The following is an 11,925-nucleotide window of genomic DNA, read 5'->3' on the forward strand; positions in this document are numbered from 1 at the left end:
GTCGGCCGCCGCTCATTTGATGAGCGGATCGCGGGGCAGACCGAGGATGCGTTCGGCGATCTGGTTGCGGGTGATCTCCGAGGTGCCGCCCGCGATCGTCATCCCGCGGGAGCCGAGCATCAACAGCCCGGTCACCTTCGCCGGCGCCGCGAGCAGCGCGACGTCGGGCCCGAACAATTCGGCGGACAGGCCGGCCCGGTTGACGACGTGCTCGGCGATCAGCAGCTTGGTCACGTTGCCCTCGGGGCCGGGCTCGGCGCCGGCCACGCTGCGGGCGGCGCGACGCAGGTTGAGCAGCCGTAGCGCGTGGTCCTCGGCCAGGAAGCGCCCGGCACGTTCGGCCGCGCCCGCCACCCGGTCGCCGTAGCGCGCCGTCAGGTCGACGACCGTGGTGGCCGCGCCCCGCGCGCCCGCCGCGCCGCCGCCGATGCTCACGCGTTCGTTGCCGAGCGTCGCACGCGCCACCGTCCAGCCGTCGTTGGGCGCCCCGACGACGTCGTGGTCGGGCACGAACACGTCGTTGAAGAACACCTCGTTGAACTCCGAGCCGCCGGTGATCTGCCGCAGCGGGCGGACTTCGACGCCGGGGGCGTGCATGTCGATGATCACCGTGGTGATGCCCGCGTGCTTGGCCGCGTCCGGGTCGGTGCGCACGGTGGCCAGGCCGAGGTGGCAGTGCTGGGCGCCGCTGGTCCACACCTTCTGGCCGTTGACGATCCAGCCGCCTTCGGTGCGCGCCGCTTTCGTGCTCACGGCCGCCGCGTCCGATCCCGCCCCGGGCTCGGAGAACAGCTGGCACCACACCTGTTCGTGGCGCAGCGCCGGGTTCACGAAGCGCTCGATCTGCTCGGCGGTGCCGTGCTGGATGAGCGTGAGGATCACCCAACCGGTGATGCCGTACTCGGGGCGCTTGACCCCGGCCGCTGCGAACTCCTGCTCGATGACCAGCTGCTCCACCGCGTCGGCGGCGCGGCCCCACGGCTTGGGCCAGTGCGGCATCCCGTAGCCCGTCTCGATCATCTTGTCCCGCAACTGCTTTTCGTCCAGCTCGGACCAGGTGGCCAGTTCGGCACGCAGCTCGGCGCGCAATTGCTCCGCTTCCGGTGGGAGGTCGATCGAGTTCTCCCGCACCACACCTTTGGAGGTCAGCGTGTAGACGTCGGCCGGCGCGGTCCGGCTGCCGAGGATGCCGCGCACCGTGGCCGACCGGCGCAGGTGCAGGTGTGCGTCGTGCTCCCAGGTGAACCCGATGCCGCCGTGCACCTGAATGTTGAGTTCGGCGTTGTGCACGTAGGCCGGAAACGCCAGGGTGGCCGCGCAGGCCGCCATCAGGGCGAACTCGTCGTCACCCGCACGCGCCGCCCGCGCGGCGTCCCACACCGTCGCGGTGGCCTGCTCGGCGGCCACCAGCATGTTGGCCAGGTGGTGTTTGACAGCCTGGAAGGTGCCGATGGTGCGGCCGAACTGCTCGCGCACCTTGGCGTAGGCGACCGCGGTGTCCACGCAATCCTGGGCGCCGCCAACGGCTTCCGCGGCACCGATGACGCGGGCGAGTGCGGTCGCGGTGCCCGCGGCGCCCTCCAGGATATCCGCGGGTGCCAGTTCGACGTCGGACAGCCGGACCCGTCCCGACCGGCGGGTGGGGTCGAGGTTGGCGGGCACGTCGACGGTGACGCCGTCGGCGGTGGCGTCGACGACCAGCACGTCCTCCCCCACCGTGAGCACCAGGAGGTCGGCCAGGCCGGCGCCGAGCACCACCCCGGACTCCCCGGAGAAGCGGTCGCCCTCGGCGGTGATCGGCGACTCCCCGGAAGCCTGGATGCCGAATCCGGCTGTCGCGGTGCCGTTCACGAGCGCGGGCAGCCAGCGCGACCGCTGATCGTCGTTGCCCGCGGCAGAGATGATCGCCGAGCCGATCACCGTCGGCAGAAACGGTCCCGGCGCGGCGGCGCGGCCGAACTCCTCGGCCACCACCACCAGTTCGGGCAGCCCGAAGCCCCCGCCGCCGTACTCCTCGGGAACGTGCAGCCCGAGCCAGCCCAGTTCGGCCAGCTCCGGCCAGAACGGCGGCCGTGCCTCGGATTCGGCGTCGAGCAGGTTTCGCGCCGCCGTCCGGGCACCGCGCGCTGCCAGGAAATCCCTTACTACGCCTGCTAACTCACGGTGGTCTTCGGTGATGGCGATGCCCAACGGTCTGGATCTCCTTGCTCGACGGGAAAGGGTTCGTCCGGATGACGAAGTGGCGGCCACGTGCGCAGTCCCAGTGCACCGGAGGCCGTGCGGGTCAGGTAGTCATCGCGTTTGATGCCGCGCCACAACTGCGCGACGTAGTCGTGCTCGTCGATCTCGCCGCGGCTGGCCGCCTCCGCAAGCGCGGCGCGGCCCCGCGCCACCGACGTCGGCGTCTGTCCCAGAAGTGCGGACAGCTCCGCGGTTTCATCGGCATCCACCACGGCGCCGACGCGATCGACTTCGGCCAGGTACTTCACCAGCCGCGCCGCCCCCTTGACGTAACGCAGCGCCAGGCCGTCCTGCGTGCGCGCCGCCGCGGCCGACATCGCCGCCGCGGCCGCGTCATACACCGGCGCGTGCTCCGACTGCGTGTCGTCGCCGGGCAGTGCCACGTCGACTTCCGGTATTCCGACGACGTGTGCCAGCGCCTCGACGAGCAGTCGACGGTGCAGCATGCCGTAGATCAGGCTGTTGCCCGCGTCGGGGGATCCCGCGGGTACCGAGGCGCGGACGTCGACACTGCCCGGGCTCAACGACGCCAGCCGGGTCTCGGCGAACAGGCGGTAGTACCAGACGCGATCCTCGTCGATGCGGTGCCCGGACAGTTGTTCGTATTCGGCCAGGCGGGCGGGGAAGTCGGTGAACGTGTCCTGCACGGTGCGCAGCGACAGCCAGGCGATGTCGTCCATCGGGTCACCGAAATGGGCGAGTTCCCAGTCGACGATGGCCGTGACGGCACCGTCGGCGTACATGAAGTTGCCCGGTCCGGTGTCGCCCTGCACGAACACCGTGGGACCGTCGTAGTCGGGCACATGGCGGTCCAGCCAGTCGATGCAGAACCTCAACAACGGCGCGGGTTTTCGATACCGCTTCACCCGTTCGCGCATGGCGGCGATCTCGTCGCGCACGTGCCCTTCGACCGGGCCCGCCGATCCGAGGCTCGGGATCGTCAGGTCCTTGGCGTCGATCCGGTGCAGCGCGGACAGCTTCGTGATGAAGTCGCGGGCGGTGCGCACCTGCTCGTCGGGGTCCTTGATCCGGCTGAACCAGGTGCCGCCGTGGACGCGTTGCAGCAGGACCGCCTGGCGATGCGGGTGCGCGGCGATGACCCGCGGCACCGTCACGCCGTTGCGGTAGAGCTCGGCCATGATCTCGGCCTCGACGGCCAGCGGATGAAATGCGCTGACCGGGTCCGGTTCCCGCGGGTCGTAGCGCAGGAACAGGTGCTGGGTGTCGGCCCCGGTGAAGGTATCGACGAACCACGCCTGCCTGCTCGCCCCGCCCGGCACCTGCTTGACGTCCACGCGCTCGGCGCCGGTCTGGGCGGTGATCCACTCGCGGATGTCGCCGGGCAACTCCGGGCGCGCGCCGGTCATGACCGGGCCTTCTTCGCCGCGCTCGCCAGCCACGCCTTGACCGCGTCGCGGTGCTCCTGGGTGAGCGCGCTTCGGACCATCCGCTCGCTTTCGGGCAGCAACGCCTCACCCAGCGAAAGCCTCATCGCGTCAAGCACGTTGGCCTTGGTTCCGGCGAACGCGGCGGTGGGCCCCGCGGCGATCTCGGCGGCCCAGGCGCGCGCCGATGCGGGCAGGTCGGCGTCGTCGATCACCCGGTTGAACAGGCCGAGGCGCTCCGCGGTGCCGGCGTCGATCGCCGTGTCGGCGATGAGCAGTTCCAGCGCCTTCGACGGACCCACCAGATGAGTGAGCAGCCAGGCGCCGCCGAAGTCACCGGAGAACGCCAGCTTGGACCAGCCGGGGATGAGCCGCGCCGATCTCGCGGCGATACGGAGATCGGTGGACAGCGCGATGCCCATCCCGGCTCCGACAGCCGCGCCCGGCAACGCCGCGATCGTCACCTTCGGCATGTCGTGCAGTAGGGTCACCATCCGGGCGTTGTCGGCGAGAATCGCCGCGCGCGCGGCGATCTGCTCGTCGCGGTTGCCTGCGGGGACGTCCTTGGCAGATCCACCGTCTCGGACGTCACCGCCCGCGCAGAACGCGTCGCCGGCACCGGTGATGAGCACGCAGCCGATGTCGTCGTCGGCGGCGAACCGTTCCAGCAGCCGGGGTACGGCCTGATACATCTCGGCGTGCAGGGCGTTTCGACGCTCGGGCCGGTTGAGCGTGATGACCCCGACCCCGTCGACCACGTCGGCCAGCACGGTCGAGGTGCCGGTGTCGATCTGGTGATCGCGGGCCAACGTCACCGGTTCTTACCGTTGGCGATTTCGTTGTGGCGCGCCATGAACGCGATCGCCTTGCGCCGCAACTCCTCGTCGGGCTCCGGAAGCACGACCGGCCCGAGTTCCCGGCTGGGCAGCGCCACCGTCGCCGTGGCCGGCGCGGTGATCTCACCGCGCTGGCTGGTGGCCCGGAATTCGATGTCGACCACACCGTTGCCGTTCTCGATGCGTTTGCCGACCACCTCGCCGGTGATGAACTGGGTGTCACCGATGTAGTTGAACTTGCGCATCTCGTCGTGCTGACGCAGCAACCAGCCGTCGTCGCCCATCCAGTCGGTGAGGTAGTGGGTCAGCCAGCACTCGCGCATGATCCCGTAGTCGTAGGCCATCGGGTTGCCGATCGACTGCGACCATTCGTTCTCCCAGTGCAGCCGCTGCGCGACGTCCGGGATGCCCGCGGCGTTCTTGATGTAGAACTTGGGCTTCTTCTGGCGATTCTTGTAACCCACTCGGGTGCCGCCGATTCCGTAGGGGCCGAAGCCGTATCCCCCGGCGTGGAAGCAGATCATGTCGGTCAGCGTCAGCGGGCCCTTGACCATCTTCGGCAGCGCTTCGCCGACCTCGACGTCTTCGAAGTACCGTGGTTCGGCGCCGCGGGCGCCCTCGGCGGCGTAGATCTCGTCGATCTCGGCGATCTGTTCGTCGGTGTAGGTCGCGGGCTTGAGATCCATGTACTTGCCGCGCTCCCGGGACTTCTTGCGTTCGGTGGCGATCAGGATGGTGCGCTCGATCGCGACGATCTCGGCGCGCTGGTTGACCCGCACGGCCCGCCGGACCCGGATGACGGAGCGACCGGCGTACTCGCTGGTCTTGACTTCGGTGGACTCCATGCCGCCGAACCCGAAGAGCTGGTCGCCGGGTCGGACCGGTTTGAACCACTCGGTGTCCTGGCCGGACACGAAAAGGTGTACGCCGGAGAACAGTCCCTTGGTGGCCTTGCGGATGTCCTCGGGGATCGGGTCGCCCAGCATCTTCTTCGACAGCGAGGAATGGATCATCGGCGGCGCGATCGGACCGCCCCACCGCGTCGTGGCCGCATAGTCGGGATCTACGAAGAGCGGGTTGTCGTCGCCGTAGCCGATCGCGAACTGACGGATCGTGTCGACGCTGCACTCGCGGTGGTGTTCGTCGATGCTGATCGGCGCATCGATGCCGATGAGCAGTTTGGCGCGCTCGATGTCCTCGTCTTTGATCGCGTGGTCGAAGTCTCGGGCCTGTTCGGTCTGGGTCATGTCAGTACATCCGTATCGGTAGGTTGGTCAGTCCTCGCAGCGACGCCGTGGGCTTGTACCGCAGGCTTTCCCGCGGCGCCATCAGTTCCCAGTGGTCGAAGCGTTCCAACAGGGTGGCCAGCGCGATGCGGCCCTCCAACCGGGCCAGCTGGTGGCCCAGGCAGTAGTGAATGCCGAAGGCGAATGCCAAGTGGCGGTTGGGCTTCCGCGTGAGGATCAGCGACTCGGGATTCTCGAAGACCGCTTCGTCGTAGTTCGCGGACGTGATCGAGCCGATCACCTGAGAGCCGCGCGGAATCGGCATGCCCCCGATCTCCATGTCCGCCATGGCAAACCGGGCGGCACCGTCGGCGACCGGTGTGGTGAACCGCAACAGTTCCTCGAGTGCGGTGGTCTCCAGAAGTTCCGGTTGCTCGCGCAGCTGGGCGAGTTGTTCGGGGTGCTCGATGAGCGCGAGCACGCTGCTGCCGATCAGGTTGGCGGTGGTGTCGTGCCCGGCCAGCAGCAACAGGAACACCATGGAGACAAGCTCTCGGTGGCTGAGACGGTCGCCGCCTTCGTTGGCGCGGATGAGCTCCGAGATCAACCCGTCGTCGGGATGTCGCCGCCGGTCCTCGATCATCGATTCGAACAGCTTGGCGAGCTTGCGCGCCGTCGGGTAGCCGCGCATCAACTTGTGCTGCTCGTCGCCCAGCTTCTCCACCAGCATGTGGAAGCGGTCGCGGTCCTTGTCGGGGACGCCGAGCATGGTGGCGATGACCGCAAGAGGAAGCCGGATGGCATAGGCGTGCACCAGGTCGACGTCGCGCTTGGCCGCGACCTCGTCGGCCAGCTGCTCGGCGATCTTGGTGATGTCCGGCGCCATGGTGGTGACGAGCTTGGGAGTGAAGGCCTTGTGCACCAGCGTGCGCAGGCGCTTGTGATCCGGGTCGTCCTTGAACACCATGGTCTGGGCCAGCATCCGCAGGCTCGGCGGCAGCAACCAGATGAACTTGCCTGCGGGCGAGTTCTTCAGCACGTCGGTGGAGAACCTGTCGTCGCTGTGCAGGGTCATCACGTCGTCGTAGCGGGTCAACAGGTAACCGCCCTGGCCCTGCAGCAGGCCTTTGGCAGTCGCCCACGACACCGGCTGGTACTTGCGCAGGTACGCGAACCGCGCGTGCGGGGTGTCCAGCATCTCGCGCGAGCCCAGATCGGTCTTCTCAAGCGTGTCAATCACTTTGGACATGGTTGCTCCCGTCCGTGGTCACCGGAACTGGTGTCGAACATCGCGACGACGTCGCCGCCGGCGTGCTCGGCGGTTGATGCGAAGAGCAGCGCGGCACGCGCGTGCGGGGTCGCCAAGGTCGACTTCTCCGTATCTCAACTGGGCTCGGAACTTATTAGTACACTGATTACTATGATTTCCGCTACCCCCCACGATCAAGTGCCCATGGACGGGGTGGACGCGGCCCGGTTGCAGGACATCGAGTTCGGCATCGAGGACCACGTCGCCACCATCACTTTGAACCGTCCGGACGCGCTCAACGCGGTTTCCGCTCAGATGGCCGCCGAACTGGCGTGGGCGTGGCAGACGGTGCGCGACGACGACGAGGTCCATGCGGTGGTGCTGCGGGCCGCCGGCGACCGCGCGTTCTGCACCGGCGTCGACGTCAAGGGGGACGGCAGCTGGTTCTTCCGGTCCAACGTGTGGAACACCTTCGACCCGGGCACGGTGATCTCGCCGAAGATCGTGCACCGCTGTTGGAAGCCGGTCGTCACCGCCGTTCACGGGTTCGCCGCCGGCGGCGCGCAGTATCTGCTCAACGAGTCCGACATCATCATCTGCTCGGAGGATGCGAGTTTCTTTGACCCGCATGCCAACGCGTCGATCGTCTCGGCCCTCGAGCCGATCGGGATGCTGCACCGGGGCGTGCCGCTCGGCGAGGTGTTGCGGTGGGCGCTGATGGGCACCGAGGAGCGCATCTCCGCGGCGACGGCCCTGCGTATCGGGCTGGTGTCCGAGGTCGTCGCCCGCGAGGAGCTGTGGGACCGGGCGCAGGCGATCGCGGCCTCCATCGCGGCGCGCAACCCGACCGCCATCCAGGGCAGCGTGCGGGCGATATGGGAATCTTTAGAAATGACCAGGTCGACCGCGCTGCACAACGGCATGGCCTACACCCATATCGGCAACCCGCCGCTTGCCGAGCGCCGGGCGGCGCCGCGCCGCAACGGGCCGCCCACCTATCGGTGATGCCTTGAACCCCGAACGGATCGCACCGCGAGTCGACTCGCGCCAGGCCAAGCTGGCCGGCCGCGCAGCCGAGCAGATCGTCAATGATGTGGTCGAGCTGGGGTGGCCGGTCGGCGAGGTGCTGGGTTCGGAGACCGAACTTCTCGAGCGGTACGGGGTCAGTCGCGCGGTGCTGCGTGAGGCGATCCGGCTCGTCGAACATCAACGCGTGGCGCGGATGCGCCGCGGCACCGGGGGCGGCCTGGTGATCGACGAACCCGACGTCGACGCCGTCATCGGGCCCGCGGTCATCTACCTGCTGCGCGTCGGCGCCACCCTCAACGAGATCTTCGACACCAGAATCCTACTCGAGGAACTCGCCGCCGAACTCGCCACGCTACGCGTCGCCGAGGCGGATCTGGCGACCCTTCGCGACGCCGTGGACCGCGAAGCCGAGGGCCGGCTCGCCGACTTCCGCGAGCTGCACACCCGGCTCGCCGCGCTGTCGGGCAACCCGGTGCTCGAGCTGTTCGTCGAAACCTTCAGCCGGGTCTGCAATTTCCACTTCGCCGACGTGGCCAGCGTGCCCCCCGACGTCGATCGCGCGGTGTTGCGGGCCCATCGCGGCATCGCGAAAGCGGTGCTGGCCAACGATCCCGCGCTGGCCCGCGAACGGATGCGCAGGCACCTGCGCGCCGAGGCCGACTTCATCCGCGCGCAGCCGGACACCGTGCAGCGCCTGGACCCCGAGGTGGCGCTCGCGGGCACGCTGGGCGACAAGCGCGGCGAAGCGCTGGCACGGCAGATCTTCGCCGAGCTCGCCAGCTCCGGTGCCACCCCGGGCACGTTCGTCGGGTCGGAGGCCGCCCTGATGGAGAAGCACCGGGCCAGCCGCGCCGTCGTGCGCGAGGCCATCCGGATCCTGGAATACCACCGGATCGCGCTGACCCGGCGGGGTCCCGGCGGCGGTTTGTTCGTCACCGAGCCCGACATCTCCGCCGTCGTCGACATCTTCGCGATCTATCTGCGCCGCCACGGGGTGAAGGTCCGGCACCTTGCCGACCTGCGCACCGGGCTCGAACTCGCGGTCGTCGCGCGCGCCGCCGAGACGCTGAAATCCGGCGGCGGTGATTCGGCGGCGATCGAGGCCGCGCTGCGCGCCGAGTCCGAGCACGGCCCCGCGACGGCGTTCGGCCACGGCGAGGACTTCCACTCGATGCTGGCCAGGCTGACCGGCAACCGGGCGCTGAGCCTGGTACACAGCGTCACGATGCGGCTCGGCTGGCAGTTCTTCTCCCAGTACGCAATTGAAGATCCCCGCGTGGCGGCGATGTCGCAGGAGTTGCCGTCCACGGTGGGGCCCGCCCACCAGAGCATCGCCGACGCCCTGCTGGCCGGCGACACCGAACTGGCGGTGGCACGGATGCGCGATCACATGACCGCCACCGGCCCGACATGAGCTGACCCGAACACCGGCGTCCCGCCCCGGACTTTCCCCGCGGCGCAATTAAGGATACTGTTTTATCTGAATCTATGCGCGGGAGGCTGGATGCGGCATCCATGGGATCAGCGGCTCGGGGTGTGGTGGATCGCCGAGGATCACCCCGAGACACCGGCCATCGTCGAATCGCCCAGCGGCCGGACCATGACGTTCGCCGAGTTGGCGGCCGCGGCGCACCGGGTGGCGAACGCGTTGCGCGCGCACGGGCTGCGGGTCGCTGACACCGTGGCCTACGCGCTGCCCAACGACGTCGACGCGGTCATCTGGCAGCTGGCCACCACCGAGATCGGGCTGCGCTACCTCACCCTCAACACCGCGCTGTCCGCCGACGAGTTCACCTCGATCCTCGAGCACTCCGGCGCCTCGGCGCTGGCGGTCCACCCCGACTACCTCGACCGCTTCCACTCGGTGCCCGACGGCGCCGGGCTGCGGATCGTCGTGGGCGAACCTGCCCCCGCCGGCTGTCCTGACGGCTTTGTCAGCGAAAGCGACTTCCTGGCCGGGCAGCCGTCGACGCCGCCCGCCGACCGCACCCAGGGCGACGCGATCCGCTACTCCTCGGGCACCACGGGCAAGCCCAAGGGCATCGTGCGCCCGCTCGAGGAACGCGACCCCGGCGCGGCCGCCAACGCGCACGCGATCTTCGGGCGCGCCTTCGACTTCCGGCCGCTCGAAGGCGTTCACCTGGTGTCGACCGGTATGCACCATGCCGGATGCCAGAGCTTCTACCTCGGCGCGCTCAATGTCGGTCAGGCCCTGGCGATTCTGGGCAGGTTCGATGCCGAGGAGACGCTGACGGCGATCGAACGGCACGGCGTGACGACGGCCTACATGGTGCCCACCCAGTTCGTGCGGATGCTGAGGCTGCCGACACACGTGCGCAACAAGTACGACCTGTCGAGCCTGCGATCGGTGATCCATTCCGCCGCACCCTGCCCGCTGCAGGTGAAGAAGGACATGATGGCGTGGTGGGGTCCGGTGATCTGGGAGACCTACGGCGGCACCGAGGGCCCGGCCACCATCGCCAAACCCCACCACTGGCTGGAGAAGCCGGGCACCGTCGGCCGCCCGATCCGCGGTGTGCGGGTGCATATCCTCGATGACGAGGGTAACGCTTTGCCGCCCAACGCAATTGGCAACGTCTTTATCGAACGGATCGATGGGCAGTCATTCGAGTACCGCAACGACGCCGAACTCACCGCGTCGGTGCATCGCGGATCGGCGTTCACCATCGGCGACGTCGGGTACCTCGACGACGACGGATACCTCTTCATCTGTGACCGCGCCAAGGACATGATCATCAGCGGCGGGGTCAACATCTACCCCGCCGAAGTCGAGGGGGTGCTGCTCACCCATCCCGCGGTGGGCGACGTCGCGGTCATCGGGGTCCCCGACCCGGAGTGGGGCGAACAGGTCAAGGCCGTGGTCGAACTCGTCGACGAGGCCGAGCCGTCGGCCGAGCTGGCCGACGAGCTCATCGCGTTCTGCCGGGCCAGGCTCGCCGGCTTCAAGTGTCCGCGGTCGGTGGATTTCGAAGCGAGACTGCCCCGCAACGAAGCAGGCAAGTTGATCAAGCGCGTCGTCCGCGACGCCTACTGGGCCGAAGCCGGCAGGCGGGTCTGAGCGGATGACCCAGACCTCGCGCGAGGTGTTCGACGCCGACCAGGCCGCCCCGACGGCCGTCGCACAGGTCCTGCAACTCAAATCCCTTCCCCACGATCGGTTTCGGGCCGACCCGGTGAGCGTGACCGGTCGCCGCACCATCTACGGCGGACAGGTCGCCGCCCAGGCGTTGCGCGCGGCCAGCTTCACGGTGCCCGACGATCGGGTCGCGCACTCGATGCACGCGTACTTCCTCGCTGCCGGGGATGCCAGCAGGCCGATCGAGCTGAAGGTCGAGCGCGACCGCGACGGCGGGCGCTACTCGGGTCGCCGGGTCAGCGCGGTGCAGGGCGAATCGGTGATCTTCTCGATGGTCTGCTCGTTCACCCGCCCCGCCGACGGCGCACCCGAATTCCAGGCCATCCCGATGCCCGACGTGCAGCGGCCCACCGAATTGCCGACGCATCAACTCAACGCGTCGCGCACCTTCGACCTGGAGGTGCGCGTGCCCGAGGACACCGAGCCGTGGTATCGCTGGCCGGCGCGGCTGTGGCTGCGCATCCGGGAGCGGCTGGCCGACGAGCCGAACGTGCGGGCCTGCGGCATGGTGTTCCTCTCCGACCTGTGCACCGGGCTGTCCCGGGCGCCCCAGATCGAACAGGTGGGGCTGCTGCCCAGCGTCGACCACGCGGTCTGGCTGCACCGCGACGGCGATCCCAACGGGTGGCTGCTGATCGACCTTCATCCGCTGTCCACGTCGGGCGGGCGCGGCGTCTACACCGGTCAGATCTTCGACGAGCGAGGCGGGTTGGTGGCCAGCCTGGCCCAGGAGTCGCTGTTCGACCTCCCGCGCGGCCGATGAGCGCCGCGAAACTATTCCCTAAATAAGTATCCTTTAGTT

9 protein-coding genes are annotated in these 11,925 nt (G+C 68.8%); 4 read left to right on the top strand and 5 right to left on the bottom strand.

All coding sequences use genetic code 11. The features are described 5' to 3' along the window. Positions 1-12 precede the first annotated feature (12 nt). Genes G6N28_RS07275 through G6N28_RS07295 form a run of 5 tightly spaced genes read right to left on the bottom strand, consistent with a single transcriptional unit; the run spans position 13 to position 6,937 of the window. Positions 13-2,190, bottom strand: a complete 2,178-nt coding sequence (locus G6N28_RS07275; protein WP_163898721.1) for an acyl-CoA dehydrogenase family protein — start codon at positions 2,188-2,190, stop codon at positions 13-15. Further along, a complete protein-coding gene (locus tag G6N28_RS07280) occupies positions 2,154-3,608 on the bottom strand; it encodes a phosphotransferase family protein (RefSeq protein ID WP_163898724.1) in 1,455 nt (484 codons plus the stop codon). The genes G6N28_RS07275 and G6N28_RS07280 overlap by 37 nt, the downstream gene beginning before the upstream one ends. Beyond that, a complete protein-coding gene (locus tag G6N28_RS07285; RefSeq protein ID WP_235674497.1) occupies positions 3,605-4,441 on the bottom strand; it encodes an enoyl-CoA hydratase/isomerase family protein in 837 nt (278 codons plus the stop codon). Before G6N28_RS07285 ends, G6N28_RS07280 begins: the two co-directional genes overlap by 4 nt. Then, positions 4,438-5,709, bottom strand: coding sequence for an FAS1-like dehydratase domain-containing protein (locus tag G6N28_RS07290; RefSeq protein ID WP_163898755.1), 1,272 nt, complete (start codon positions 5,707-5,709; stop codon positions 4,438-4,440). Before G6N28_RS07290 ends, G6N28_RS07285 begins: the two co-directional genes overlap by 4 nt. Before the next feature lies 1 nt (position 5,710). Then, entirely contained in the window at positions 5,711-6,937 is a 1,227-nt protein-coding gene (locus G6N28_RS07295) for a cytochrome P450 family protein (protein WP_163898758.1), read from the bottom strand. Positions 6,938-7,108: 171 nt separating this feature from the next. On the opposite strand from G6N28_RS07295, the gene G6N28_RS07300 reads away from it, so the two are divergent. The 4 genes from G6N28_RS07300 (at position 7,109) to G6N28_RS07315 (ending at position 11,886) form a co-directional block, all read left to right on the top strand. Beyond that, on the top strand, positions 7,109-7,942 hold the full coding sequence (locus G6N28_RS07300) for an enoyl-CoA hydratase/isomerase family protein (protein WP_163898761.1): 834 nt from the start codon (positions 7,109-7,111) through the stop codon (positions 7,940-7,942). A gap of 4 nt (positions 7,943-7,946) precedes the next feature. After that, positions 7,947-9,380: a FadR/GntR family transcriptional regulator gene (locus tag G6N28_RS07305; RefSeq protein ID WP_163898763.1), complete on the top strand. Its 1,434-nt coding sequence runs from the start codon at positions 7,947-7,949 to the stop codon at positions 9,378-9,380. Between the two features lie 90 nt (positions 9,381-9,470). Next, complete coding sequence (locus G6N28_RS07310) at positions 9,471-11,045, top strand: AMP-binding protein (protein WP_163898765.1); 1,575 nt, start codon at positions 9,471-9,473, stop codon at positions 11,043-11,045. A gap of 4 nt (positions 11,046-11,049) precedes the next feature. Beyond that, positions 11,050-11,886, top strand: coding sequence for an acyl-CoA thioesterase (locus G6N28_RS07315; protein ID WP_163898767.1), 837 nt, complete (start codon positions 11,050-11,052; stop codon positions 11,884-11,886). Positions 11,887-11,925 lie beyond the last annotated feature (39 nt).

This window comes from Mycolicibacterium pulveris, assembly GCF_010725725.1.
GTDB lineage: Bacteria > Actinomycetota > Actinomycetes > Mycobacteriales > Mycobacteriaceae > Mycobacterium > Mycobacterium pulveris.

Bases quoted from the DNA above. Each gene is read 5' to 3' on its own strand.
- G6N28_RS07295 (WP_163898758.1), bottom strand. From the start codon at position 6,937: ATGTCCAAAGTGATTGACACGCTTGAGAAGACCGATCTGGGCTCGCGC.
- G6N28_RS07300 (WP_163898761.1), top strand. From the start codon at position 7,109: ATGATTTCCGCTACCCCCCACGATCAAGTGCCCATGGACGGGGTGGAC.
- G6N28_RS07310 (WP_163898765.1), top strand. From the start codon at position 9,471: ATGCGGCATCCATGGGATCAGCGGCTCGGGGTGTGGTGGATCGCCGAG.
- G6N28_RS07290 (WP_163898755.1), bottom strand. From the start codon at position 5,709: ATGACCCAGACCGAACAGGCCCGAGACTTCGACCACGCGATCAAAGAC.
- G6N28_RS07315 (WP_163898767.1), top strand. From the start codon at position 11,050: ATGACCCAGACCTCGCGCGAGGTGTTCGACGCCGACCAGGCCGCCCCG.
- G6N28_RS07280 (WP_163898724.1), bottom strand. From the start codon at position 3,608: ATGACCGGCGCGCGCCCGGAGTTGCCCGGCGACATCCGCGAGTGGATC.